General features: G+C 71.0%; 21 protein-coding genes. 13 read left to right on the top strand and 8 right to left on the bottom strand.

The window, feature by feature from the left end; translation table 11 throughout:
- Positions 1-296: 296 nt before the first annotated feature.
- A complete protein-coding gene (locus ABH937_RS01090) occupies positions 297-3,140 on the top strand; it encodes a DEAD/DEAH box helicase (RefSeq protein WP_370216810.1) in 2,844 nt (947 codons plus the stop codon).
- 82 nt (positions 3,141-3,222) lie between these two features.
- Here ABH937_RS01090 and ABH937_RS01085 read toward each other — a convergent pair whose 3' ends face one another.
- Positions 3,223-4,275, bottom strand: coding sequence for a sphingomyelin phosphodiesterase (locus ABH937_RS01085; protein ID WP_370216809.1), 1,053 nt, complete (start codon positions 4,273-4,275; stop codon positions 3,223-3,225).
- A 414-nt stretch (positions 4,276-4,689) separates the two neighbouring features.
- On the opposite strand from ABH937_RS01085, the gene ABH937_RS01080 reads away from it, so the two are divergent.
- On the top strand, positions 4,690-5,919 hold the full coding sequence (locus ABH937_RS01080; RefSeq protein ID WP_370216808.1) for a hypothetical protein: 1,230 nt from the start codon (positions 4,690-4,692) through the stop codon (positions 5,917-5,919).
- Between the two features lie 196 nt (positions 5,920-6,115).
- A complete protein-coding gene (locus ABH937_RS01075; RefSeq protein WP_370216806.1) occupies positions 6,116-6,673 on the top strand; it encodes a hypothetical protein in 558 nt (185 codons plus the stop codon).
- 18 nt (positions 6,674-6,691) lie between these two features.
- On the opposite strand, the gene ABH937_RS01070 is transcribed toward ABH937_RS01075, so the two are convergent.
- The 3 genes from ABH937_RS01070 to ABH937_RS01060 all read right to left on the bottom strand — a co-directional run bounded on the left by ABH937_RS01070 (position 6,692) and on the right by ABH937_RS01060 (position 9,696).
- Positions 6,692-7,606, bottom strand: a complete 915-nt coding sequence (locus tag ABH937_RS01070; protein ID WP_280689267.1) for a 5'-3' exonuclease — start codon at positions 7,604-7,606, stop codon at positions 6,692-6,694.
- A 77-nt stretch (positions 7,607-7,683) separates the two neighbouring features.
- Complete coding sequence (locus ABH937_RS01065) at positions 7,684-8,535, bottom strand: PhzF family phenazine biosynthesis protein (protein WP_370216805.1); 852 nt, start codon at positions 8,533-8,535, stop codon at positions 7,684-7,686.
- A 48-nt stretch (positions 8,536-8,583) separates the two neighbouring features.
- Complete coding sequence (locus ABH937_RS01060) at positions 8,584-9,696, bottom strand: cation diffusion facilitator family transporter (protein ID WP_370216804.1); 1,113 nt, start codon at positions 9,694-9,696, stop codon at positions 8,584-8,586.
- 219 nt (positions 9,697-9,915) lie between these two features.
- On the opposite strand from ABH937_RS01060, the gene ABH937_RS01055 reads away from it, so the two are divergent.
- Complete coding sequence (locus ABH937_RS01055) at positions 9,916-11,157, top strand: DUF2510 domain-containing protein (protein ID WP_370216802.1); 1,242 nt, start codon at positions 9,916-9,918, stop codon at positions 11,155-11,157.
- 101 nt (positions 11,158-11,258) lie between these two features.
- Here ABH937_RS01055 and ABH937_RS01050 read toward each other — a convergent pair whose 3' ends face one another.
- Together ABH937_RS01050 and ABH937_RS01045 are read right to left on the bottom strand one after the other, a co-directional pair.
- Positions 11,259-12,458 (bottom strand): alanine racemase, encoded by a 1,200-nt coding sequence (locus ABH937_RS01050; RefSeq protein ID WP_370216801.1) that lies wholly within the window; start codon positions 12,456-12,458, stop codon positions 11,259-11,261.
- 39 nt (positions 12,459-12,497) lie between these two features.
- On the bottom strand, positions 12,498-13,592 hold the full coding sequence (locus ABH937_RS01045) for a WD40/YVTN/BNR-like repeat-containing protein (protein ID WP_370216800.1): 1,095 nt from the start codon (positions 13,590-13,592) through the stop codon (positions 12,498-12,500).
- A gap of 49 nt (positions 13,593-13,641) precedes the next feature.
- Here ABH937_RS01045 and ABH937_RS01040 point away from each other — a divergent pair, with 49 nt between their 5' ends.
- On the top strand, positions 13,642-14,376 hold the full coding sequence (locus ABH937_RS01040; protein WP_370216799.1) for an SseB family protein: 735 nt from the start codon (positions 13,642-13,644) through the stop codon (positions 14,374-14,376).
- Positions 14,377-14,392: 16 nt separating this feature from the next.
- Here the strand turns inward: ABH937_RS01040 and ABH937_RS01035 are convergent, their stop codons facing one another.
- Positions 14,393-14,725: a DUF1844 domain-containing protein gene (locus ABH937_RS01035; RefSeq protein ID WP_280689266.1), complete on the bottom strand. Its 333-nt coding sequence runs from the start codon at positions 14,723-14,725 to the stop codon at positions 14,393-14,395.
- Positions 14,726-15,219: 494 nt separating this feature from the next.
- Between ABH937_RS01035 and infC the strand changes: the two genes are divergently transcribed.
- The 8 genes from infC (at position 15,220) to ABH937_RS00995 (ending at position 23,802) form a co-directional block, all read left to right on the top strand.
- The gene (gene infC, locus ABH937_RS01030) at positions 15,220-15,996 is read left to right on the top strand and encodes a translation initiation factor IF-3 (RefSeq protein WP_280689265.1); all 777 of its coding nucleotides are present in this window, start codon (positions 15,220-15,222) and stop codon (positions 15,994-15,996) included.
- A 141-nt stretch (positions 15,997-16,137) separates the two neighbouring features.
- Positions 16,138-16,332 carry a 50S ribosomal protein L35 gene (gene rpmI, locus ABH937_RS01025; protein ID WP_280689151.1) on the top strand — a complete coding sequence of 65 codons (195 nt, stop codon included), beginning with the start codon at positions 16,138-16,140 and terminating at the stop codon, positions 16,330-16,332.
- 107 nt (positions 16,333-16,439) lie between these two features.
- Positions 16,440-16,835, top strand: coding sequence for a 50S ribosomal protein L20 (rplT, locus tag ABH937_RS01020; RefSeq protein ID WP_280689150.1), 396 nt, complete (start codon positions 16,440-16,442; stop codon positions 16,833-16,835).
- Between the two features lie 126 nt (positions 16,836-16,961).
- Positions 16,962-17,852: an RNA methyltransferase gene (locus ABH937_RS01015; protein ID WP_280689149.1), complete on the top strand. Its 891-nt coding sequence runs from the start codon at positions 16,962-16,964 to the stop codon at positions 17,850-17,852.
- 66 nt (positions 17,853-17,918) lie between these two features.
- A complete protein-coding gene (locus ABH937_RS01010; protein WP_280689148.1) occupies positions 17,919-19,052 on the top strand; it encodes an ATP-binding protein in 1,134 nt (377 codons plus the stop codon).
- 237 nt (positions 19,053-19,289) lie between these two features.
- A complete protein-coding gene (pheS, locus tag ABH937_RS01005) occupies positions 19,290-20,411 on the top strand; it encodes a phenylalanine--tRNA ligase subunit alpha (RefSeq protein ID WP_280689147.1) in 1,122 nt (373 codons plus the stop codon).
- A complete protein-coding gene (pheT, locus tag ABH937_RS01000) occupies positions 20,411-22,930 on the top strand; it encodes a phenylalanine--tRNA ligase subunit beta (protein ID WP_280689146.1) in 2,520 nt (839 codons plus the stop codon). Before pheS ends, pheT begins: the two co-directional genes overlap by 1 nt.
- 140 nt (positions 22,931-23,070) lie before the next feature.
- Positions 23,071-23,802 carry a hypothetical protein gene (locus ABH937_RS00995; RefSeq protein WP_280689144.1) on the top strand — a complete coding sequence of 244 codons (732 nt, stop codon included), beginning with the start codon at positions 23,071-23,073 and terminating at the stop codon, positions 23,800-23,802.
- A 452-nt stretch (positions 23,803-24,254) separates the two neighbouring features.
- Here the strand turns inward: ABH937_RS00995 and ABH937_RS00990 are convergent, their stop codons facing one another.
- Positions 24,255-25,082, bottom strand: a complete 828-nt coding sequence (locus tag ABH937_RS00990) for a GH25 family lysozyme (protein WP_370216798.1) — start codon at positions 25,080-25,082, stop codon at positions 24,255-24,257.
- Positions 25,083-25,222 lie beyond the last annotated feature (140 nt).

The following is a 25,222-nucleotide window of genomic DNA, read 5'->3' as shown; positions in this document are numbered from 1 at the left end:
GGTGACCAGGTCTGTGTCGCTGACTGTAGGGAGAACCGCAACGCTCGGTTGACAAATGTTCACAGCTGAACGAAGGCGGTCGTGCCTGATCGCTGGGGACCATGAGTGATCGTTCAAGGTCGGGAAAACGGTGCGATCAATGTCAGCCCCGGCGGGTAATCTCAGGCTGAGATGCTGGAACACCACACCGACCAGACCAGCTGCGCGCCCCGTTCGGCCCAGTGCCCCGGAGCCGGCCCGCAGCCGCAGGCGTCACCGTCTGCGACCCACCACCACGGGAAGAAGAGGTGACGCCGATGAGCAGCGCCCTGTCCGACGACGATGCGATGAGCCCCGCCGAGGCGTACGCGGCCTCCCGCCGCCGCGCCAAGGAGCAGGCCACCGCCCTGTACGGCTTCCGCGAGCTGTACGACTTCCCGCTCGACGAGTTCCAGCTGGAGGCCTGCCGGACCCTCGAGGAGGGTCAGGGCGTCCTGGTCGCCGCGCCGACCGGCTCCGGCAAGACCATCGTGGGCGAGTTCGCGGTCCACCTGGCCCTGGCGGCCGGCCGCAAGTGCTTCTACACCACCCCGATCAAGGCCCTGTCGAACCAGAAGTACGCCGACCTGGTCAAGCGCTACGGCGCCGCCAAGGTCGGCCTGCTGACCGGCGACAACTCGGTCAACGGCGACGCACCCGTGGTGGTGATGACCACCGAGGTGCTGCGGAACATGCTCTACGCGAACTCGCACACCCTGGACGGCCTCGGCTACGTGGTGATGGACGAGGTGCACTACCTCGCCGACCGGTTCCGTGGCGCGGTCTGGGAGGAGGTGATCATCCACCTGCCCGAGTCCGTCACCCTGGTCTCGCTCTCGGCCACCGTCTCCAACGCCGAGGAGTTCGGCGACTGGCTGGACACCGTGCGCGGCGGCACCAAGGTGATCGTCGCCGAGCACCGCCCGGTCCCGCTCTGGCAGCACGTGATGGCCGGCAACCGGATGTACGACCTGTTCTCCGACCCGGACGTGGACGGCCGCCCCAAGTTCAGCCAGAAGAATCCGGCCAAGGCGGTCAACCCCGAGCTGGTCCGCCTCGCCCGCAGCGAGGCCGACCGCAACCCCCGGTTCGCCGGGCGCGGGCGGGGCCGCTCGATGCCGAGCGGGCGCCCCGGGCGGGTCTGGACGCCGGGCCGGGCCGACGTGATCGACCGGCTGGACGCCGAGGGCCTGCTGCCCGCGATCACCTTCATCTTCAGCCGGGCCGGCTGCGAGGCCGCCGTCCAGCAGGTGCTCACCTCCGGGCTGCGGCTCAACGACGAGCAGGAGCGGCTGCAGGTGCGGGCCATCGTGGAGGACCGCTGCGCCGCGATCCCCGACGAGGACCTGCACGTGCTCGGCTACTTCGAGTGGCTGGACGCGCTGGAGCGCGGGGTGGCCGCGCACCACGCCGGCATGCTGCCCCGGTTCAAGGAGGTGGTCGAGGAGCTCTTCCTGAAGGGCCTGGTCAAGGCCGTCTTCGCGACCGAGACGCTGGCGCTGGGCATCAACATGCCGGCCCGCTCGGTGGTGTTGGAGAAGCTGGTCAAGTGGAACGGCGAGATGCACGCCGACATCACCCCCGGCGAGTACACCCAGCTGACCGGCCGCGCCGGGCGGCGCGGCATCGACGTCGAGGGCCACGCGGTGGTGCTCTGGCAGCGCGGCCTGGACCCGGAGGCGCTGGCCGGCCTGGCCGGCACCCGCACCTACCCGCTGCGCTCCTCCTTCAAGCCGTCCTACAACATGGCCGTCAACCTGGTCGGTCAGTTCGGCCGGCACCGCTCGCGCGAACTCCTGGAGACCTCCTTCGCCCAGTTCCAGGCGGACCGTTCGGTGGTCGGCATCTCCCGGCAGGTGCAGCGCAACGAGGAGGGCCTGGACGGCTACCGCGAGGCGATGACCTGTCACCTCGGCGACTTCCAGGAGTACATGGACCTGCGCCGGGAGCTGAAGGACCGGGAGAACGAGCTGGCCCGCGAGGGCGGCAGCCAGCGCCGGGCGGCCGCGATCGAGGCGATCGAGGCGCTGAAGCCGGGCGACGTGATCCACGTGCCGACCGGCAAGTTCGCGGGGCTGGCGCTGGTCATCGACCCGGGCCTGCCGCCGGTCAGCCGCAACGGCCGCGGCGCGATCCGGCACCCCGACTACCAGGACGGGCCGCGCCCGGTGGTGCTCACCGCCGAGCGACAGGTCAAGCGGCTGGCGATGATCGACTTCCCGTACCCGGTGGTCGCCGTCGAGCGGGTGAAGATCCCCAAGTCCTTCAACCCGCGCAGCCCGCAGTCCCGCCGCGACCTGGCCTCCGCGCTGCGCACCAAGGCCGGCCACCTGGAGCCCGAGCGCTACCGCAAGGGCCGGGCGGCTGCCGCCGACGACCCGCAGATCGCCCGGCTGCGCACGGAGTTGCGCCAGCACCCCTGCCACGGCTGCGACGACCGGGAGAACCACGCCCGCTGGGCCGAGCGCTACCAGCGGCTGCACCGCGACACCGAGGTGCTGGAGCGCAAGATGCGCTCGCGCACCCACACCATCGCGCGCACCTTCGACCGGGTCAGCGGGCTGCTCACCGACCTCGGCTACCTGGTCGGCGACTCGGTGACCGACGACGGCAAGCGGCTCGGCCGGCTCTACGGCGAACTCGACCTGCTCGCCTCCGAGTGCATCCGCGAAGGCGTCTGGAAGGACCTGGCCGCCGCCGAACTCGCGGCCTGCGCCTCGGCGTTGGTCTACGAAGCCCGCCAGTCCGACGACGCGGCGACGCCGCGCCTGCCGGAGGGCGGCGCCAAGGAGGCGCTCGGCCGGATGGTCCGGATCTGGGGCCACCTGGACGCCCTGGAGGAGCAGCACCGGATCAACACCGCCGAGGGCGTCGGCCAGCGCGAGCCCGACCTGGGCTTCGCCTGGGTCGCCTACCGCTGGGCGCTGGGCCACAGCCTGGACGCGGTGCTGCGCGACGCCGAGATGCCCGCCGGCGACTTCGTGCGCTGGACCAAGCAACTGATCGACGTGCTCGGCCAGATCCAGGACGCGGCCGGCGAGGACGCCCAGCTGCGCTCCACGGCCCGCAAGGCGGTGGACGCGCTGCGGCGCGGGATCATCGCGTACTCGTCGGTGGCCTGACGGGCCGTCGGATTCCGCGAAGTGCGGCTGCCCCCGACCGTCGTGCACGGTCGGGGGCAGCTGTGGCTCGGGCCGGTGGGGGTCAGCCGAGCTGGAAGGTGGCCTCGACCGGGTAGTGGTCGCTGGGGGAGTTGGTGTCCAGCTGACCGGCGCTCCAGCCGGCCTGCGGGTCGAGGTCGATCACGACGTTCGGCAGCGCGACCGGGGTGGGGCGGCCGGCCTCGTTCAGGTAGCCGAGGTAGTCCAGGTCGTCGCGGTAGTCGACCGGGAAGGTCTCGATGCCGCTCATGTACTGGCACCAGGCGGAGACCGTGCAGTCCATCGTGGTCACGGTCTGGTTGGGGTCCAGCGCGGGCGAGCCGAGCACGCCGTTCACCGCGTTCTGCGCGTTGGCGTAGTCGCCGCGCGCCTGGCCGTGGTAGTACTCCACGTTCAGGTCGCCGCCGAAGAGCACCGGGGCGCTGGTGCCGACGATCCCGTTCACCCAGGACTTGATCTCGCCGAGCTGGGCGAGCCGGGTGGCTTGGGTGGTGTCGGTGGAGGTGTCGGACTCGTCGGCCTGCAGGTGGGTGCCGGCCACCCAGGTCTTCACGCCGCCCTTGTCGACCTGGACCAGCGCGGCGCCCTTGTCCGAGTGGTAGTCCCAGGTGCCGTAGGTGGAGTTGGAGAAGACGTGCTGGTACTGGGCGGTGATCGGGTACTTCGAGAGGATCATCGTCCCGCCGTTGATCACGAACGGGGAGCTGGAGCAGTTGCCGCTGGTGCCGTTCCAGCCGCCGCCGGAGCAGGTGCCGCCGACCACCGGGGTGCGGTAGGGGTAGAGGTCGGCGAGCTTGCTGTTGATGTCGCTGATCGAGGAGTCGTTGAACAGCTCGTCCAGGACCACCACGTCGGCGCTGTGCTGGCGGATGATCGACTCGACCACGGGGGTGCGGGTGCTGGCCTTCTCGTTCTGGCTCCAGTCGACCACGGAGGTGCCGAGGTCGACGTTCCAGGCGAAGACGGACAGCGTGCTGCCGGCGGGGGCGGCCGGGCTGGTGGCGGCAGCCGAGGCGCTGGTGGCGGCGGTGCCGGTGAGCAGGGTGAGCGCGGCGGCGGCGGAGGAGAGCGCGACAGCGGAGCGGCGCAGGGTCATGGGGGAACGGCTCCTGGAGGAAGGTCAGCTGTGCATGACAGCCGGAACCGTAGCTACCGATGAGTACGTTTGGAAGAACTCCAACCGACCAATCTTCGGCAGCAAGATGTCTGCACAACATTGTGGGCATGCGGAGCGGCCTGTCTGTACAACTATGGGTGATTTCAAGGCACTCCGGTCAGCTCCGGGCGCCGCACGTAGGGCGCGCGCAGGGAGACCTCCGAGACGCTGACGGCCGTTCCGCTCGATCCTGGGGGACCCCAAGGCCAGGCCCAGCACCGGGTGGTGGCGGAGCAGGAGGATCGCCGCGGACCGTCCGCCCGGCAGGATCCGTTGCCCGTTGTCGAGCCCCGTGGGAGCATCTCAACGGTTTTGAGCAATCCACCAAGATCTGCGAACGGCAGGTACCGTTTGATGTACACACCAGAACTGACAGAAGCCCGCATCGAGGATGCGAGCAACATCCTGGTTGCGCCTTCGATGGTGCAAGACAATGACTTGATCAGGGACTTCTTCGGGTCCACGATCACGCCGGAGGACCTTGCTTCTGGTTCGCCCGACCTCGCACAGAAGACCGTCTACCTGTGTGGCGATGTATCCGGGATCAGCGGCCGCCAACTGCACGCGGCTGCCCGGGTATTCGTCATCCGGGAGCTGTCACACGGTTACCACGAGGACGTCGACAAGCCTTGGACCCTCGTCGACCTCGGCCGAGTTCCCATCCGCGTACACGGCGCGGGCGTGTACTATCGCCGATTTTTCGGACTCGGCGCCGATCACTTCGAACGGATCCGTGCGGAGCACGCTTTCCAGTCCCTGACGGAGTCCACCAAACCCGGAACAGCCCATCGCAGCGGAATCTATCTGACGCCCGTCACGCGAAACGGTGACGAACTACATTTCCGCCTGCTCCGGTGCTCCACGAATCTCTCGGGGCCGACCGAGAGCTTTCGCCCGACCGACGCGCGCATCGTCGAGGCGCTGAACCGCGAGGCCGCCGCCGTCTTCCGGAACCAGGCACCGCTCAATCACGTCCTCGCTCAGATCTACCACAACACCCTTGCCACGGCCGAGCGCAAGCAGTCCAAGGCCAAGATCTCGGCCCATGCCGACAAGACCAAGGACATGCCCGCCAATGGCATCATGGCCTTCTGCACTTTCTATGACCGGATCGACAAGCTGCAGCCCCTGGCCGAAGACGCCTTCGACCACGGCGTGAAGGGTGCCAGCGGGCTTACCAAACTCCACTTTCGCCTCAAGGAGCCGACCGAAGAACGCGGCGGGGTCGCGCTCCCCCCGCAGTTCACCCTGACTCTCTATCCCGGCTCCGTGTTCTTCATGCCACTGTCCACCAACCGCCTGTACACGCATGAGATCCGGCCCTCGGCATTGGACGCCGAGTTGCTCCCGACCCGCCTGGGATACGTGGTGCGCTGTTCGAGCGCCGAAGCCGTTCACAAGAACGGCCACACGTTCCTCAAAGCGGCCGGGGATCTGGTGAAGCTGGGGCCACCCACGCAGGTCGGCATGGACGAGCTGCGCAGGTTGTACGCCGAGGAGAACAGGACCTCGTCCTTCATTGATTACGGCGACGAGTTTCTCTTCAGTATGAACACGGGGGACTACATTGCCCCCCGACTCTAGGATCTCGGACGGGATCCTCTCATGCGCTCTGCCGACCGAGGAGGATCTCTTTGCGAAGCTGTCCGCGTCGGCTCGCTTGGCGGACGTAGGAAAAGGTCGGCGAGGCGCCACGCTCACCAAGATCGACGAGGCTGGTGGTGTGCCTCTCGTACGTACGACCGCTCGGTACAGCAGCCCGGCGCAGCGTTTCCAGGCTGTGCACGAACGGCTGGCGCAACAGGTCCAGGAAAGCGCGGCGCTTTCGGTCGGCTTCAACAACGCTCTCATCGAGTGCTACACGAACGCTTACACAACCATGGGCAGCCATTCCGACCAGGCCCTCGATCTGGCCGGCGAGTCGTCTATCGCCGTCTTCTCCTGCTACCAGCATCCCGAAGCGAGCCCGCCGAGGAAGCTGGTCTTCGAATCAAAGGGGTCCGATGGCGAGAAGTTCGAGATCCCTCTCGCCCACAACAGTATCGTCGCGTTTTCTGTCGACTTGAATCGGCAGCTCAGGCACAAAATCGTATTGGACAAGCCCGCCCAGACGGCGGACAACCAATGGCTGGGGGTGACGTTTCGAACGTCGAAGACCTTCGTTCGGTTTCGCGACGGACAGGTATACCTCCCGCAGGGTGCGCGCCTCAGGTTGGCCGACGATGACCAGCGGCACGAGTTCTACCAACTACGGCGCCGTGAGAACACGCAAACGGACTTCCGCTACCCCCTGCTGACGTACACCATCAGCGAGAGCGATCTGCTGCCGCCCGTCTGACCTTGAGGGATTCCGTTCTCAGCGGGTGGCTGCGAGGGTGTCGAGGACGCGGGTGAGAGAGGAGCCCAGGCCCCAGCGGGCGGCGAGGGACTCCAAGGTCATCGGGTCGAGCGGCTCATGGGGCAGGGCGGGATCGAAGTCCGGCAGCGGGATGTCGGTGGCGACCCGGACCACGGTGGGGGCGACGTCGAGGTAGGCGGCGCCCTCCAGCAGGTTCCTGCGGCGGGCCGGGGTGAGCTTGGTGAAAGGGTCGGCGGCGGCGGCCCGGATGCCGGCCAAGTCGCCGTACTCGTGGATGAGTTGGGCGGCGGTCTTCTCGCCGATGCCCTTGACGCCGGGCAGGCCGTCGCTCGGGTCGCCGCGCAGGGCCGCCATGTCGGCGTACTGGGAGCCGGTGACGCCGTACTTCTCGCGCAGCGCGGCCTCGTCGATCAGCTGGGCGGCGCCGACGCCCTTGAGCGGGTAGACGACCTGGACACCGCGGGCGTCGTCGACCAGTTGGAAGAGGTCCCGGTCGCCGGTGACGATCCGCACCGGCACGCTCGCCCGGGTGGCCAGGGTGCCGATCACGTCGTCCGCCTCGTAGCCGGGGACGCCGACGCGGGCGATGCCGAGGGCGTCCAGCACCTGCTCGATGATCGGGACCTGCGGGGAGAGGGTGTCCGGGATCTCCTCGGTGTTCTGCTCGCCCGGGGGCTGCTCCGGGGCGAGGCGGTGGGTCTTGTAGGTCGGGATCAGGTCGACCCGCCACTGCGGGCGCCAGTCGGCGTCCATGCAGGCGACCAGCTGGTCCGGACGGTGATCCTGGACCAGGCGGGTGATGAAGTCCAGCAGCCCGCGGACGGCGTTCACCGGAACGCCGTCCGGGGACTTCACGGACTCGGGCACGCCGAAGTACGCCCGGAAGTAGAGGCTGGCGGTGTCGAGGAGCATCAGGGTCACGCCCCGATCATCCCGCACCGCACCGACAAGTCACGGACCGGTCGGCGCGGCGGCCCCTCAGCGCCGCGCTACGCGGGCAGTCGCACCGCCGCGCCGGACACCCGCACCCGCGGGTCGCCCGCCCGCAGCTCCACGCTCAGCAGGCCGGGGCTGCCCATGTCCTCGCCCTGACGCAGGGTCAGTTCGGCCGTCTCGCCGGCCTCGCCCAGCTCGCGCAGGTAGGCGCCGAACGCGGCGGCCGCCGCGCCGGTGGCCGGGTCCTCGACCACGCCGCCGACGGGGAAGGGATCGCGGACGTGGAAGACCGTGGCCGACTCGCGCCAGACCAGCTGCAGGGTGATCAGCTCACGCTTCGTCATGAAGGCGGCGAGTCCGTCGAACTCGTACGCCAGCTCGGCCAGCCGCTCCCGGCTGCGGGCGGCCAGCACCAGATGGCGGGCGCCCGCATAGGCGTAGCGGGGCGGCAGGGTCGGGTCCAACTCGGCGGCGGTCCAGCCGAGCAGGGCCAGCGCGTCGGTCACGTCGGCCTGGTCGACCGGCAGCACGTGCGGCTCGACGCTGGTCAGGGTGGCCCGCAGCACTCCGTCCGGACCGGCGGTGACGGCCACCGGCACGGTGCCCGCCGCGGTCTCGAAGACCAGCTCACCCGGGCCGGTCGCCTCGGCCACCGCCACGGCGGCGGCGATGGTGGCGTGGCCGCAGAACGGCACCTCCAGGGTGGGCGCGAAGTACCGCACCCGGTAGGCGCGTTCACCGCCGGCCGGGTCGCGGGTGAGGAAGGCGGTCTCCGAGTAGCCCAACTCGGCGGCGATGGCCAGCATCCGCTGGCCCGTCAGGCCGGTGGCGTCCAGCACCACGCCCGCCCTGTTCCCTCCGGCGGGGTCGGTGGTGAAGGCGGCATAGCGCAGCACTGTAGTCATGGTCGTCCGAACACCACGGGCCCGAGCGCCATTCCGCCGGCCGCCGTTTCAGTGGGTGTGCGGCCCGGAGCGGTGCACCGGGCCGTGCGAGTCGGTGCAGTGTTCGACCGCCAGCGCCTCGGCGGCGTCGGTGATCTGCAGCAGCTGCTGGTCCTCGTCCTCGCCGACATGGTCGACCTGCAAGGTGGCGTGGGTGATCCGGTACTCCTCACGCAGTCGCCGCTGCAGGTCGCGGCGGATGGCGTGGCAGTCGCCGCCGGGGGTGACCAGGATGTGCGCGGAGAGCGCGGGCTGGTTGGAGGTGATCTCCCAGACGTGCAGGTCGTGGATCTCCTCGACCAGGGGGGTCTCGACCAGGCGGTCGGCCAGCGTGTTGGGGTCGATCCCGGCCGGGGCGGCCTCCAGGAAGATCCGCCCGGAGTCCCGGACCAGCCCGATGCCCGCGCGCAGCATCAGCACCACCACGATCAGCGAGGCGATCGCGTCGGCCCGGCCGAAGCCGGTGGTCAGCATGATCGCGCCGGCCACGGCGGTGGCGATGAAGGCGTAGAGGTCGGTCACGACGTGCTGGAAAGCGCCCTCGACGTTGAGCGAGCTGCGGTTGGCCTTGGACATGCACCAGGCGGCGGCGAGGTTGACCACGATCCCGACCAGCGCGGTGACCAGCACCAGGCCGCCCGAGACCTCGGGCGGGTTGATCAGTCGGCCGATCGACTCGTAGCCCAGCCAGGCGGACAACACCAGCAGGGTGACGCCGTTCGCCTGGGCGGAGAGGATCTCGGCACGCTTGAGGCCGTAGGTGAACCCGCCGCGGGCCGGTTTGGCGGCCAGCCGCATCGCGATCAGGGCGAGCACGATCGATGCCGCGTCGGTGAGCATGTGCGCGGCGTCCGAGATCAGGGCGAGCGAACTCGCGGCGAACCCGACCACCACCTCGACGGCCATGAAGAGGACGATCAGGGTCAGCGCACTGGTCAGCCAGCGGCGGTCGGCGTCGGCCGCCACCCCGTGCGAGTGGCCGTGCCCGCCGTGCGAGTGGCCGTGCGCGCCGTGCCCGTGCCCGTGCGCGCCGTGCCCGTGCCCGTGCGCGCCGTGCCCGTGGGCGTCAGGGGCGTCGTGCGCGTCATGCTCGTCGTGCGGGTGGTCGTGGTGGCCGGCCATCGCGGTCGTCTCCTGAGTGCCGGGTGCGGTCGAGGACGGATGCCCTGCAGGAAGTGAACCGTAGATCGGACGAAGATCCAAAGACTGCAGTGGTGACCGTTGTCGTTCCACTTTCCTGCTGCTCCGAATGGGCACTCTCACCGTAATCTCATGCGAATCGGCCCGATTGTGGCACTCAGTTGATATCGCGCTTATCCGCCTGCCCATACATTTTCTGGTGTGAGCGAAGCGAAGATCCCGGCCGGGTGGTACCCGGACCCGCAGGACACCACCAGTGACCCCCGGCCCGAGCGCTGGTGGGACGGCATGGGCTGGACGGCCACCACCCGTCCCGGCGACCCAGGCGCCAGCCACGCGACCGGCGCCAGCCACGCGACCGGCTCCGGCGACACGGTCGGCTCCGGCGAGAGCGGCTCCGGCGTCTCGGACGTCGAGGAGACCGCCGTGCTGGAGGGCACCCAGGTGATCGAGGGTGAGGTGCTGGAGAACGGCGCCGTGCGCTACCCGGTTCCGCCGGACGGCCCGGGGCCGAGCTTCGGCCCGTACGGCGAGCCGCTCCCGCCCCAGCGGCCCTCGGTCCTGCGGCGGATCAGCCGTCCGGTGCTGATCACCGCGGCCGTGGCCGCCCTGCTCGGCGCGGCCGTCGGCTCGGGCATCACCTACCTCGCGACGGACCACCACGGTTCACGCGAGACGGCGCAGGCGGTCCCGCAGCAGCCGAACAACCCGCAGAACGGCGGCGGCCGGCTCCCCGGCCAGCGCGGTGGCGGTTCGGGCGGCAGCGGCGGCTCCACCGGCGGCAACGGTTTCCCGGGCATCCCGGGTTTCCCCGGCGGAGGAAACAGCGGCGGCAGCGGCTCCGGGGGCACTGGCGGCGGCAACGGCCAGCCCGGCGTGGCCGCCGACATGAACAGCGGCATCCAGCTGCCGGTCCCGACCGGCTGGCAGGGCGGCACCGCGGGCGACGGCACGGCCTTCCTCGCCATCGGCCCCTACCAGTGCCCGGGCGCCGGCAGCGGCAGCGGTGGCAGTGGCAGCGGTGGTGGCACCGGCGGCAGCGGCAACAGCCAGCAGTGCACCCTCGGCGGCGTCAACACCGGCCAGATCCAGGGCACCGACCCGCAGGCCGCCGCCAAGCAGGACATCGTGGACGCCGCCAACGCCTCCTACCCGGGCAACACCGGCCACAAGGAGCTGGAGTCCCAGTCGGTCACCGTGGACGGCCGCGCGGGCTACCTGGTGCGCTGGCAGGTCAACGCGGCGCAGGGCAACAACGGCACAGTCGAGTCGGTGGTCTTCCCGTCCGCCGACGGCAAGAGCCTGATCTCGGTGCGGCTCGGCTTCGACATCGCCGCCAAGGCCCCGGCGGTCTCCCAGATGGACACCATCGTCAGCGGGATCACCAACTACTCGGGATCCGGCGCCGCCGGCGGCAACGCCTCAGGCGGCACCACCACCTGACGCCGCCTCAGCTCACCCACCGTGCCCCGCCGCATGCCGACGCGACGGGGCACGGGTCTGCCCGCCCCAACCCGGGCCGGCCAGCTCAGCGGAACGCCCGCTCAGAGAAACGTCCGCCCCTCGCCCCGGTAGGTCGGCACCGTCGCGACCACCGCCTCGCCAGCCACCAGGTGCAGCCGCTCGAAGCGCTCGCACAGCTCGCCGGCCTTGGCGTGCCGGAACCAGACCTTGTCCCCGATCAGCAGGTCGTCGGCCGCCGACCCGAGCAGCGGCGTCTGCACCTCGCCGGCCCCCTCCATCGGGTCGTAGCGCAGCCCGGCCGGCAGGTGGGGCACCGGGGAGCGGTCGGCCCCCGCCGGGCCCGAGGCCGGGTAGCCGCCGCCCAGCACCGTCACCACGCCCACCCCGGGCCGCCGCACCACCGGCTGGGCGAAGAGCGCCGCCGGGCGACCCTGGAACGAGCGGTAGTTGTCGAAGAGCCGCGGCAGGTACAGCCCGGACCCGGCCGCCACCTCGGTCACCGCGCTCTCGGCCGCCGTGCTCCGCACGCTGCCGGTGCCCCCACCGTTGACGAACTCCAGGTCCGCCACCCGCCGTACCGCCCGCACCACCGCCGCGCGCCGCTCGGCCAGCTCCGCCCGGGCCTTGGCCTGCATCAGCTGGATCATCCGCGAGCGGACCGGCCGGCCGGCGATCCGGTCGCCCACCCCGGCGATGTGCCCCTCGTAGGCCATCAGCCCGACCACCTTGAACCCGGGCTTGGTGTGCACCAGTTCGGCGAAGGCGGCGAGTTGCTCGGGGGCGCGCAGCGGCGAGCGCCGGGCACCGACCCGCAGCCGCCCGCCGAGCAACTCCAGTGCGGTGTCCAGTTCCAGGCAGACCCGCACCGGCTCCTCGCCCGCCCTGGCCTGCTCTATCAGCCCCAGCTGTGCGGGGTCGTCCAGCAGCACGGTGATGTTGGCGGCCAGCTTCGGGTCGGCGGTCAGCTCGGCGAACGCCGCCCGGTCGGCCGAGGGGTAGGCGAGCAGCACGTCCTCGAACCCGGCCCGGACCAGCCAGATCGACTCGGCCAGCGTGTAGCTCATCACCCCGGCGAAGCCGTCCATCGCGAGCACCCGCTCCAGCAGCGCCCGGCAGCGGACCGATTTGCTGGCCACCCGGACCGGCTTGCCGGCGGCCCTGCGGACCAGGTCGGCGGCGTTGGCGTCGAAGGCGTCCAGGTCGACGATGGCCAGCGGCGCGTCCAACTCGGCGGTGGCGCGGTCATAGCGGGCCCGGTCGGCGGCGGCAGAGGTCGTCATTGGCGCAGCCTGCCACAGCGCCCCTACCGCTGGGTAGGGTCAGGAGACGGGAACCACGGCCGCCCGCACGCAGAGGATGTCGGGCAGGTGCGACTTGATCAGCCGCCAGCTGTCGCCCTCGTCCGCGCTCGCGTACAGCTCACCGTTGCGGTTGCCGAAGTAGACCCCGGCCGGGTCGGCGTCGTCACAGCGCAGCGCGTCGCGCAGCACCACGCCGTAGTGGTCCTCGCCGGGCAGTCCGAGGGTCAGCGGCGCCCAGTGCTCGCCGCCGTCCTCGGTGCGGTAGATCCGGCACCGGTGGTCGGGCGGCATCCGCATGAAGTCGGCCTCCAGCGGCGCCAGGTAGGCCACCCCGGAGCGGCGCGGATGGGTGGCGACGGCGAAGCCGAAGGTGGCCGGCAGGCCGTTCTCGATCGGCTGCCAGCTGTCCCCGGCGTCGTCGCTGCGGAACACCCCGCCGTGGTTCTGCAGGTAGCGGCGGTCGGGCAGCACCGGGTCCGGTGCGATCTTGTGCACGCACTGCCCGAACTCGGGGTACTCCTCCGGCAGGAAGCTGACCTTGATCCCGGTGTTGGACGGCCGCCAGCTCGCTCCGCCGTCCCCGCTGCGGTAGACGCCGCCCGAGGAGACCGCCACGGTGAGCGCGGCCGGATCCTTCGGGTCGGTCAGGATCGTGTGCAGGCCCTGCCCGCCGAAGCCGGCGCCCCACTGCTCGCGCTGCGGGTGCGACCAGAGCGCCTCGACGAAGTCGAAGCTCACCCCGCCGTCGGTGGACCGGAAGAGCGCGGCCGGCTCGGTACCGGCGTAGACCACCCCGGGCGCCTCGGGCCCGGCCGGCTGCAGCTGCCAGAGCCGGGCCAGCGCGGCCCCGGTGTGCTCGGGGAACCGCACGGCGGGGGTGGTCGGTTCGAGCCAGGTCTCGCCCAGATCGTCCGAATGCCAGACCGAGGGCCCCCAGTGGCTGCTGTCGGCGCCCACCAGCAGCCGGGTGCGTCCGTCGCGGTTGTCGATGCCGATCGCGTAGACGCCGTTCATCGGGAAGATCGGGCCGGTGAAGTCCCAGACCTTCCGGTCCCGGCTGCGGCCCAGGAAGAGGCCCTTCTCGGTGCCGACCGCCAGTAGTACCTCGCTCATGCCACCACTGTGCGCAAGAGCGCCCCGCACCAGCGGCTAGGCTCGCCGGGTGGACCGCAAGAACATCCCGAACCCCGGATTCGCCGCCGACGACGGCAGCGCCGACCCCGTCCTGGCCGCGGCGCTCGCCGACTGGGCGCGCGACCCGGCTGCCGAGGCAGCCGTGCTGGCCGCGCTGCGCCCGGCCCGGCTGATGGTCCCGATCGTCGCCCTGCTCGGCGAGGTGGAGACCGACGCCCGGGGACTCGAGCACGAGAAGACCAGCGACATGGCGGTGCCGGTGATCGAGGCCGCCGACGGACGCCGCGCGCTGCCCGCCTTCACCTCGCTGGCCTCGCTGGCCGCCTGGCAGGCCGACGCCCGCCCGGCGCCGGTGAGCGCCCCGCAGGCCGTGCTGACCGCCTACGCGGAGCGGGCCGACACCCTCCTGATCGACCCGGCGGGCCCGGTGCCCTACCAGCTGACCGGTGCCCGGATGCGCGCCGTGGCGGAGAACCGGACCTGGCTGCCGCCGGTCGAGGACCCGCAGGTGCTGGCCGCGCTGCGGGCGCTGCTGGCCGCCGAGCCGCAGGTGCTGCGGGCCGAGCTGCGCCCGGGTCAGGCCACCGACGCGGTGCTCGCCCTCGCGCTGGCCGACGGCGCTCCGGTCGCGGAGCTGGCCCAGCGGCTGGCCGGCGCGCTGGCCGCCGACGCCACCCTGCGGGTCCGGCTGGCCCGCGGCCTGGACCTCGCACTGCTGCCCGCCGACGGCGGGTCGACGGGCAGCGGCTTCTACAACGCGTAGTTACGGGACGGGCAGCTCAGGAGTAGACGGGCCCGGTGAACTTCTCGCCGGGGCCGGTACCCGGGGCGTCCGGCACCAGCGAGGCCTCGCGGAAGGCCAGCTGGAGCGAGCGCAGGCCGTCGCGCAGCGGGGCCGCGTGGAAGTTGCTGATCTCGGGCGCGCCCGCGGTCACCAGGCCGGCCAGCGCGGTGATCAGCTTGCGGGCCTCGTCCAGGTCCTTGTCCTTCTCGCCGCCCTCGGCCAGACCGCACTTCACGGCCGCCGCGCTCATCAGGTGCACCGCGACGGTGGTGATCACCTCGACCGCCGGGACGTCCGCGATGTCGCGGGTCAGCTCGTCGTAACCCACGGTCTGGTCGCCGACGGTCTCGTCGCGGGCCTCGTCAACGTTGTCGGGCTGGCTGTTCAAGGAAGGCTCATTCCCTAGCGATGGATCCGGTTACCCCTGGGAGGGTACCGGCAGACACCATCCCCGCCGGTGGTGTAAAGTGGCTCGAGACCGGCCAGGCGCTTCATCGTGCCCGGCCAGCAAGTGGAGGCTCCACCCAGGAGGCCCGAGAGGGCAACCGCGAAAGTCTCCCACCTGATCGACTTGGCGGTCGACAGGTCTCCGGTCAGCGACACCAGCCGTCAGGCCGTGAGTCGCCCGCAGCGCCCTTCCGGGCGCCGCCCCCGGTTGTGTGGAGCCCCGCTTGCGATGAGCGGGGCTTTTTTCGTGCCGCGGTGCCAGGTTCAGACGCCGACGGCAGCGCAGCACGAATGAAGCCCCGCCCAGTGGTCAGAGCCTACGTACGACCGCCTCCCTGACGGCCGTATCGAAGAAGGTGCAACCGAGGAGGCCCCATCAGCACCGAGCCCCGCATCAACGACCGGATTCGCGTCCCCGAGGTGCGACTCGTCGGTCCCAGCGGCGAGCAGGTCGGCATCGTGCCGCTTGCCAAGGCGCTGGAGCTTGCGCAGGAGTACGACCTCGACCTGGTCGAGGTCGCGGCGACCGCCCGGCCGCCGGTGTGCAAGCTCATGGACTACGGCAAGTTCAAGTACGAGTCGGCCATGAAGGCCCGTGAGGCGCGCAAGAACCAGGCGCACACGGTCATCAAGGAGATGAAGCTCCGGCCGAAGATCGACCCGCACGACTATGACACCAAGAAGGGTCACGTCGTTCGGTTCCTCAAGCAGGGCGACAAGGTCAAGATCACGATCATGTTCCGTGGTCGCGAGCAGTCCCGTCCCGAGCTGGGCTTCCGGCTGCTGCAGCGGCTCGCCAACGACGTCCAGGACCTGGGCTTCGTGGAGTCCTCGGCCAAGCAGGACGGCCGTAACATGATCATGGTTCTCGGCCCGCACAAGAAGAAGACCGAGGCGATGGCCGAGGCCCGCGCGGCGCAGGACGCCCGCAAGGCCGAGCGCCAGGGCCGCAACGCCGGCCCGGCTGACGCGGACGGCGACAGCGCCGCGGACGACGCAGCTCTCGAGGCGGAGAACGCCGCCCTCGAGGCCGAGGCGGACGGCGCCGAGGACGACGAGGACGCCGACGACGACGCCACCCACGACGAGGTGGAGGCCGGCGACACCGCCGCCGACGCCGAGCAGCCGGCCGAGGTCGCTCAGGACGCCTGAGCCCTCCAGGGCTCCGGTCGGTCCGAGTGATCCGGCCAACGCGGTCCCGGGACTCCCGTCCCGATGACCGAGCAAACACAGCGCCCGGGCCTGCGTGGCAACACGCGGGCCTGGGGCGGACCGACGAGGAGATACGGCGACATGCCGAAGCAGAAGACGCACAGTGGCGCCAGCAAGCGCTTCAAGATCACGGGCTCGGGCAAGGTGCTGCGCGAGCGCGCCGGTCGTCGCCACCTCCTGGAGCACAAGCCCTCGACGCTGACCCGCAAGCTTGCCGGCACCGTCGAGGTCGCCCCCGCGGACGCCAAGAAGATCAAGAAGCTTCTCGGCAAGTGATCGCCCGCCGCGACCTGGTGGTCGCGGAGTCCGGCTGATCCTTCCCGACCTATTCGATTTGACGGACCGCGTGAAGTAGTCCGTGGTCCAACCCAAGGAGTAATGAAGTGGCACGCGTCAAGCGGGCAGTGAACGCCCACAAGAAGCGCCGGGTCATCCTCGAGCGAGCGAAGGGGTACCGCGGCCAGCGGTCGCGCCTGTACCGCAAGGCCAAGGAGCAGGTCACCCACTCGCTCGTTTACAACTACAACGACCGCAAGAAGCGCAAGGGCGACTTCCGTCAGCTCTGGATCCAGCGCATCAACGCTGCGGCCCGTGCCAACGGCATGACCTACAACCGCTTCGTGCAGGGCCTCAAGGCCGCCAGCATCGAGATCGACCGCAAGATGCTGGCCGAGCTGGCCGTCAACGACCCCAACGCGTTCGCCACGCTGGTCGAGGCTGCCCAGAAGGCGCTGCCGACCGACGTCAACGCGCCGAAGGTCGCCGCTGACGCCGCCTGATCCACCGCTGTACCCCGGACCCGCAGGCTCCTCGTGAGCCTGCGGGTTCTTTTGGAGGGTCCGCCAGTCGAGGGCCGGACCCTCTCAGAGGGCCCGGCCCTCTTACCCACCCCCGCGAGAGAGAACATGGCCAGCACCGACACCCCCCAGCTCAGCTCGCTCCGCTCGCCGCGGGTGATCGCCGCCCGCAAGCTGGCCCGGCGGGCCCAGCGCGGCAAGGACCGCCGCTTCCTGGCCGAGGGCCCGCAGGCGGTGCGCGAGGCGGTGGCCTTCGGACTGCTGCCGGGTGGCGCGGACGGTGACGCTGCCAGGCCTGCCGTGGTGGAGATCTACCTGACCGCGGAGGCCGCCGAGCGGCACGCCGAGATCGTCGCCGAGGCCCGGGCCGCGGGCCTGCCGGTGCTGACCGCCACCGACGAGGTGATCGCCGACATCTGCGACACCGTCACCCCGCAGGGGATCGTGGCGCTCTGCCGGTTCCTGGACACCCCCTTCGCCGAGGTGCTGGCGGCCCGGCCCAAGCTGGTCGCGGTGCTGGCCAACGTCCGCGACCCCGGCAACGCCGGCACCGTGCTGCGCACCGCCGACGCGGCGGGGGCGGACGCGGTGGTGCTCACCGACGCCTCGGTGGACCTCTACAACCCCAAGGCCGTGCGGGCCTCGGTGGGCAGCCTGTTCCACCTGCCGGTGGCAGTCGGGGTGCCGGTCGAGCAGGCGGTGGCCGAGCTGAAGGCGGCCGGGGTGCGGGTGCTGGCGGCCGACGGGGCGGGGGAGCGCGACCTGGACCACGAGCTGGACGAGGGCACGCTGGGCGCCCCCACCGCGTGGATCTTCGGCAACGAGGCCTGGGGCCTGCCGGAGCAGACCCGCGCACTCGCCGACGAGGTGGTGCGCGTGCCCATTCACGGGCACGCCGAGAGCCTGAACCTCGCCACCGCCGCCGCCGTCTGCCTCTATGCCTCCGCTCGGGCACAGCGTTCGCCCGCAGGCTGTCGCGAGTCGGGTACGGAGCGCTAGGGTCTGCCTCGGCGGGGGCCATTCACCAGTTTCAGGTGTGGGTCGGGCGGATCGGGGAGGACACCCATGGTGGGCAGCGAGGAGGGGGCGAGCGCCGGGCCGGGCACGGTGGCCGTGGCGCTCGACGACCTGCCGGACGGCCTGGTGATCGCCGACCGGAACGGCCTGGTGGTCGGCTTCAACGCCGCCGCCGCCCGGCTCACCGGGATCAGCGCCGCCGCCGCGCTCGGCCGCCCGCTGGCCGAGGCGCTGCCGCTGGAGGACCTGGACGGCCGGCGCTGGTGGCCGCTCACCGATCCGTACGGCGGGCTGGCGATCCGCACCCGCCAGCCCGAGCGCAACCTGCTGCTGCCCGGCGCCAACCGCGAACTGCTGGTCTCGGCCTCCTACCTGCGCGAGGGCCCCGGCGGCCCGCTGCGCCAGGTGGTGGTGGCACTGCGCGGCACCGAGGCGCGGCGGCGCACCGAGCGGGCGCACGCCGAGCTGATCGCCACCGTCGCGCACGAGCTGCGCTCACCGCTGACCAGCGTCAAGGGCTTCACCGCCACCCTGCTGAACAAGTGGGAGCGCTTCACCGACGGCCAGAAGCGGGTGATGCTGGAGACCGTGAACGCCGACGCCGACCGGGTCACCCGGCTGATCGCCGAGCTGCTCGACATCTCCCGGATCGACGCCGGGCGCCTGGAGGTGCGCAAGCAGGTGGTGGACCTGGCCGCCGCGGTGCGCCGGCAGGTCGAGGGCAAGGTGGCCGCGGGCATCCCCGCCGAGCGCTTCGACATCCGCCTGGTCGACGAGTTGCCGCAGCAGTGGGCCGATCCCGACAAGGTGGACCAGGTGCTGGCCAACCTGCTGGAAAACGCGGTGCGCCACGGCGAGGGAACTGTCACCATCGAGGTCGCGCCGGCCAAGGAGATCGTCGAGGCCGCCAGTTGGGAGCACCCGGGCACTCCGCCCCGGATCGTGGAAGGAACGGCGGTCACCGTGAGCGACGAGGGCAGCGGCATCCCCGAGGAGGCCATGCCGCGCGTCTTCACCCGCTTCTGGCGCGGCAGCAAGCGCGGCGGTACCGGCCTGGGCCTCTACATCGTCAAGGGCATCGTCGAGGCGCACGGTGGGACGATCCGGATCGACCGGGCGCCGGGCGGCGGCGCGCGGTTCCGATTTATCCTGCCCGCCGGGGTGCCCGACTTCATGGTCTGACAACGACCGATTCCCGGGCCCGGCGGGCTGTGCAGGCGTTCCGCCAAGGGAACGAACCACACCAGGGTCGCTTGGTGAGCTGCTCCTACGCTGCGGGCGGGTGCCCCCTCGTACCTCGGAGGCCCCCACCCTCCGCTGCGTCGCAGCTCAGTCGCTCCAGGGCCGTGTGCGCGCTGCGACTACACTCGACCTGGTGTAACGCCACGGAGACGAGCAGGAGCACGGGAAAACATCGAGATGTCGGCACCCAATAAGTCCTACGACCCGGTCGAGGTTGAGGCATTGAAGCCCGAAGAGGTCGAGCGTGCCAGGGACGAGGCGGTAGCCGCTTTCGCCGCCGCCACCAGCCTGGATGAGCTCAAGCAGGCCAAGGTCGCGCACACCGGCGACCGTTCCGCACTCTCGCTGGCCAACCGCGAGATCGGTGCGCTGCCCCCGCACGCCAAGGCGGCGGCCGGCAAGCTGATCGGCCAGGCCCGCGGCGCGGTCAACCAGGCGCTGGCGAAGCGTCAGACGGAGCTGGAGGCTGAGCGCGACGCCCGGGTGCTGGTCGAGGAGGCGGTGGACGTCACGCTGCCGTACGACCGCGCTCCGCGTGGCGCCCGGCACCCGCTGACCACGCTGGCCGAGCGGATCGAGGACACCTTCGTCGCGATGGGCTACTCGATCGCCTCGGGCCCCGAGGTCGAGGCCGAGTGGCTCAACTTCGACGCGCTCAACCTGGGCCCGGACCACCCGGCCCGCTCGATGCAGGACACCTTCTTCGTCGCGGCCGCCGACGGCTCGCCCGACTCCGGTCTGGTGATGCGCACCCAGACCTCGCCGGTGCAGATCCGCAGCATGCTGGAGAAGCAGCCGCCGCTGTACGCCGTCTCGGTCGGCCGGGTCTACCGCACCGACGAGCTGGATGCCACCCACACCCCGGTGTTCCGCCAGGTCGAGGGCATCGCGGTGGACGAGGGCATCACCTTCGGCGACCTCAAGGGCACCATCGAGCTGCTGGTCAGCAAGCTGATCGGGGACGAGCTGGAACTGCGCTGGCGGCCCTCGTACTTCCCGTTCACCGAGCCGAGCGCCGAGGTGGACCTGCAGTGCTTCGTCTGCCGGGGTGCCAGCGTGGGCAACCCGGACGCCCCCTGCCGGACCTGCTCCTCCGAGGGCTGGATCGAGCTGGGCGGCTGCGGCGTGGTCAACCCGCGGGTGCTCGTCGCCTCCGGGGTGGACCCCGAGCGTTACAGCGGATTCGCCTTCGGCCTGGGCCTGGAGCGGATCCTGATGAACCGTCACAACGTCGCCGACATGCGCGACATGGTCGAGGGTGACGTGCGCTTCACTCTCCCGTTCGGGATGGAGATCTGATGCGCGTCCCGCTTTCCTGGCTGCGTGAGTACGTCGACCTGCCGGCCGGTGTGACCGGTCGCGAGCTGGCGGCGAAGCTGATCCGGGCCGGCCTCGAGGTCGAGACCGTCGAGCAGCTCGGCGCCGACCTCAAGGGCCCGCTGGTGGTCGGCGAGGTGCTGTCGATCGAGGAGCTGACCGGCTTCAAGAAGCCGATCCGGCACTGCTTCGTCAACGTCGGCGACGCCAACGGCACCGGCGAACCGCAGGAGATCGTCTGCGGCGCCCGCAACTTCGCGGTGGGCGACAAGGTGGTCGTGGTGCTGCCGGGCGCCGTGCTGCCCGGCCCGTTCCCGATCGCGGCCCGCCAGACCTACGGCCACACCTCGGCCGGCATGATCTGCTCGGCCCGTGAGCTGGGCATGGGCGACGATCACGACGGCATCATCGTGCTGCCCTCGCACTACGAGCCCGGCACCGACGCGATCGAGCTGCTCGAGCTGGTCGACGAGGTGCTGGACATCGCGGTCACCCCCGACCGCGGCTACTGCCTGTCGATGCGCGGGGTGGCCCGCGAGGCCGCCGCCGCGTACGGCCTGCCGCTGGCCGACCCGGCGCTGCTCGACGTGCCGCCGGCCAACTCCTACGGCTACCTGGTCAAGGTCGCCGACCCGGCCGGCTGCGACCGCTTCGTGGCCCGCACCGTGGTCGGCATCGACCCGGCCGCCCAGTCGCCGATCTGGCTGCAGCGCCGCCTGCAGAAGATGCACGTCCGCCCGATCTCGCTGACCGTCGACATCACCAACTACGTGATGCTGGAGGTCGGTCAGCCGCTGCACGCGTACGACAAGAGCCGGGTGGACGGCCCGATCCAGGTGCGTCGCGCCGAGGCCGGCGAGGTGCTCACCACGCTGGACGGCCAGAAGCGCGAGCTGTCCGCCGAGGACCTGCTGATCTGCGACAACAGCGGTCCGATCGGTCTGGCCGGCGTGATGGGCGGGGCCTCCACCGAGATCCTCGACCCGGTGGTGGACCAGGAGACCGGCGCCGTGGTCGGCTCGACCGAGGTGATCATCGAGGCCGCGCACTTCGACCCGGTGGCCATCGCCCGCGCCGCCAAGCGGCACAAGCTGCCCTCCGAGGCCTCCAAGCGCTTCGAGCGCGGGGTGGACCCGGAGGCCTCCAGGGCCGCCGCGCAGCGCGCCGTCGACCTGCTGGTGCTGATCGCCGGCGGCACCGCCGAGGCCGGGGTCACCGACATCGCGGCCCCGCACCCGGTGCGCACCATCACCATCGCCGCCGACCTGCCGGACCGGATCGCGGGCCTGGAGTACGGTCGCGAGACCGTCGCCCGCCGGCTGCAGGAGGTCGGCTGCTCGGTGGCCGGCGGGGATCTGCTGGAGGTCACCCCGCCCACCTGGCGGCCCGACCTGACCGACCCCAACGACCTCGCGGAGGAGGTCATCCGGCTGGAGGGCTACGACAACGTCCCCGCCCGGATGCCCACCGTCCCGCCGGGCCAGGGCCTGACCCCGGTGCAGCGGATGCACCGCAGGGTGGGCGTGGCGCTGGCCGGGGCCGGCTACGTCGAGGTGCACAACTACCCGTTCCTCGGTGAGGCGGCCTTCGACGGCCTCGGCCTGGCCGCGGACGACGTGCGCCGGCGCACCGTCAAGCTGGTCAACCCGCTGAACGACGAGGAGCCGGCGCTGCGCACCACGCTGCTGCCGGGGCTGCTCGCCGCGGTGCGGCGCAACATCGGCCGCGGCAACACCGATCTGGCGCTCTTCGAGACCGGCCTGGTCTTCCTGCCCGAGGCCGAGCAGCCGGTGGCCCCGCGTCCGGCGGTCGACCGCCGTCCCAGCGACGAGGAGATCGCCGCGCTGAACGCCGCGCTGCCGCACCAGCCGCGCCGGGTCGCCGTCGCGCTGACCGGCGAGCGGCTGCCGTCCGGCTGGTGGGGCAAGGGCGCGCCGGCGAGCTGGGCGGACGCCGTCGAGGCGGCCCGCACGGTGGCCCGCGCGGCGGGCGTCGAGCTGACGGTCCGCCAGGGCCAGTACCTGCCCTGGCACCCGGGCCGCTGCGCCGAGCTGCTGGTGGCCGGCACCGACCGGGTGGTCGGCCACGCCGGCGAGCTGCACCCGCGGGTGGTCAAGGCGCTGCACCTGCCCGAGCGCACCGTGGTCGCCGAGATCGACCTGGACCTGCTGACCGCCGACGGCGAGCTGCAGGCCCAGGGCCCGACGGTCTCCAGCTACCCGGTGGCCACTCAGGACGTGGCGCTGATCGTGGACGCCGCCGTGCCGGCCGCCGAGGTGGAGGCCGCGCTGCGCGAGGGCGCCGGCGAACTCCTGGAGGCGATCCGGCTGTTCGACGTCTTCACCGGCGAGCAGGTGGGCGAGGGCAAGAAGTCGCTGGCCTACGCGCTGCGGTTCCGGGCCACCGACCGCACGCTGACCGCGGACGAGGCCTCGGCCGCCCGCGAGGCCGCGGTGGCCGCCGCGCTCGCCAGCACCGGCGCGGTGCTGCGCGGGGCGTAGTCCCTCCCGGCCCACGGGGCCCCGGTTCGGAGCGATCCGAGCCGGGGCCCCGGTCGTTCGCCCGGAAACCGCCCGGGTGCGAAAGCTGGGCGCGAAAACCGGTTCGCCGCACGTCTGTTCGTCCTGCTAGCGTCCGGGGTGTGCCGAAGCTGAATCAGATCATCGCCGTCGAAAAGGGCGTCAAGTCCAAGTCGTTCCAGGAGCTGACCCAGGCTCACCAGGACGTCCAGAAGCCCGCGTTGCTGGCCGGGATCTCCCGCACCTACCAGCCCAAGGACGAGGAGGGCGAGCAACTGCCGCCCGAGTCGACCCGGGTGCAGCTGAAGGCCGAGGACATCCTGCGGGCGACCGCGGCGACGCTGACCCGGCTCTTCGACGTGACGGCCACCAAGGACTGGGCCAACCGCTCCGCCTGCGCCGACGTCGTGGTGGACGGGCAACTGCTGCTCGCCCAGGTGCCGGTGCCCTACCTGCTCTTCCTGGAGAAGCAGCTCACCGACCTGTTCACCTTCGTGCGCAAGCTGCCGGTGCTGGACGCCGCCGAGTCCTGGAACCTGGACCCGTCGACCGACTCCTGGAAGACCGAGGCGGTGCGCACCATCCGCACCAAGAAGGTGCCCCGCAACCACGTCAAGGCCGAGGCCACCGAGAACCACCCGGCCCAGGTCGAGGTCTACTACGAGGACATCCCGGTCGGCTACTGGACCACCGTGAAGTTCTCCGGCGCGCTGCCGGCCCGGCGGGTCAACGAGCTGCAGGAGCGGGTGGAGAAGCTCCAGCAGGCCGTCAAGTTCGCCCGCGAGGAGGCCAACAACGTCGAGGTCACCGATCAGCGGGTGGGTGACGCGGTGTTCGGCTACCTGTTCGGGTAGCCTCATGAACGCCCCTCACCCGAGCGTGAGGGGTGCGCCGGGGAGCCGGCGCAAGCTGACACTGATGTTGAAGCTGATCCCAGGGATCCAGTGGGGGTTCGAATCCCTCCTCCTGCACGAACACGCAGGAGTAGCCCAAGCCAGGCAGAGGCAGTCCCTGTCAATCTCAGACTCTCGCTCCAGTCTCAGCATTCGCCGCCGATCGCCGGATCGACCGGGTGTGGACGAATATCGACGAATGCGGGTTCAAATCCTGTCTGTGCCGCTCTCGTGGCACGGTAGTTCAACGGCAGAACGCGTCGATTTAACGCTGATCCGCACTCTTCAACGTGCCGGCGTGCGCAATTGGGCGGCAAACAGGGGCCCGGGAGCTGGCTACGCTCCCGGGTCCTCCTTCTTTCCGAATCTCCGAGAACTGACGGTCAGTCGAGCACCGGCCAGGCGAGCTTCGATCAGCTGACCGGATCGGCCCAGGCCGCCGCCCAGCTGGCCGGACCGACGATCCCGTCCACGGTGAGCCCCTTCTCCTGCTGGAACTGCCGGCACACGTGGTCGGACTGCTGGCCGTACCAGCCGTCCACGGTGAGCGGCCAGCCGCGGTCGTGCATCCGTTGCTGCCAGGTGCGCACGTTGCCGTCGTGCAGCATCGGCGTCTGCAGTTTCAGGTACTCGCCCGGCCACGGCGGCCCGGCCGGGGAGAAGGAGCCGGCCCAGGAGCGCAGTTCGGCGGTGCTGGCGAGGTGGCAGTAGTCCTGGTCGGTGCTGCCGGAGTCGGTGTACTGGTGGAAGAGCCAGTTCGCGTTGATGCCGGGCTGGCCGGCGGGCAGGCCGGAGGTGGCGATCCACAGGAAGTCCTGGACGTACCCGGTGGTGTCGATGCTCTGCCAGTACTCCAGGTTGCAGTACAGGCCGACGGGGTTGTGCGGCAGCCGGCTCTTGACGTACCGCAGCCAGGCTTCCTTGTAGGAGAGTTGGGTGCTGTGCGCGACCGCTTCGTTGGCGCTGTCGTAGCCCTCCCAGTCCAGGCAGACCAGCTCGCCGACCTGCGGCTGGGCCAGGCCGAGGAAGCGATCGGCCTCCTGCTGCGGGGAGTTGGCCATCTCCGGGTAGTGGTAGTAGCCCACCACCAGGCCGGCGGCGCGGGCGTGGTCACGCTGTGCGCTCCACTCCGGGTTGGTGTAGGTCAGGCCTTGACTGACCTTCACGAAGGCGAAGCTCAACCCGGTCGTGTCCGGTGTCGATGACTGGTAACTGGCCCAGTCCTGCCCGTATATCCCCATGCTGCTCCGTCCCCTGCGGGTGGGTGCGCGGTGTGCCCGAACGTTCGCGGTGTTACCCAGAACCGGCCTCGCTGATAGCTGGCGGCGCGAACGGAAACGGCGGAAGTCGACCCGGCCCGGGCATCGTCCCCAGCGGCCCG

The sequence above is a fragment of the Kitasatospora sp. GAS1066B genome (assembly GCF_041262605.1).
Taxonomy (GTDB): Bacteria; Actinomycetota; Actinomycetes; order Streptomycetales; family Streptomycetaceae; genus Kitasatospora.
This window is presented reverse-complemented; position numbering and strand designations above follow the sequence as displayed.

Coding starts and splice junctions, on each gene's coding strand:
- ABH937_RS01090 (WP_370216810.1), top strand. CDS start 297: ATGAGCAGCGCCCTGTCCGACGACGATGCGATGAGCCCCGCCGAGGCG.
- ABH937_RS01085 (WP_370216809.1), bottom strand. CDS start 4,275: ATGACCCTGCGCCGCTCCGCTGTCGCGCTCTCCTCCGCCGCCGCCGCG.
- ABH937_RS01015 (WP_280689149.1), top strand. CDS start 16,962: ATGGCCAGCACCGACACCCCCCAGCTCAGCTCGCTCCGCTCGCCGCGG.
- ABH937_RS01045 (WP_370216800.1), bottom strand. CDS start 13,592: ATGAGCGAGGTACTACTGGCGGTCGGCACCGAGAAGGGCCTCTTCCTG.
- rpmI (WP_280689151.1), top strand. CDS start 16,138: ATGCCGAAGCAGAAGACGCACAGTGGCGCCAGCAAGCGCTTCAAGATC.
- pheT (WP_280689146.1), top strand. CDS start 20,411: ATGCGCGTCCCGCTTTCCTGGCTGCGTGAGTACGTCGACCTGCCGGCC.
- ABH937_RS01065 (WP_370216805.1), bottom strand. CDS start 8,535: ATGACTACAGTGCTGCGCTATGCCGCCTTCACCACCGACCCCGCCGGA.
- ABH937_RS01080 (WP_370216808.1), top strand. CDS start 4,690: ATGTACACACCAGAACTGACAGAAGCCCGCATCGAGGATGCGAGCAAC.
- ABH937_RS00990 (WP_370216798.1), bottom strand. CDS start 25,082: ATGGGGATATACGGGCAGGACTGGGCCAGTTACCAGTCATCGACACCG.
- ABH937_RS01070 (WP_280689267.1), bottom strand. CDS start 7,606: ATGCTCCTCGACACCGCCAGCCTCTACTTCCGGGCGTACTTCGGCGTG.
- pheS (WP_280689147.1), top strand. CDS start 19,290: ATGTCGGCACCCAATAAGTCCTACGACCCGGTCGAGGTTGAGGCATTG.
- ABH937_RS01010 (WP_280689148.1), top strand. CDS start 17,919: ATGGTGGGCAGCGAGGAGGGGGCGAGCGCCGGGCCGGGCACGGTGGCC.
- ABH937_RS01060 (WP_370216804.1), bottom strand. CDS start 9,696: ATGGCCGGCCACCACGACCACCCGCACGACGAGCATGACGCGCACGAC.
- ABH937_RS01050 (WP_370216801.1), bottom strand. CDS start 12,458: ATGACGACCTCTGCCGCCGCCGACCGGGCCCGCTATGACCGCGCCACC.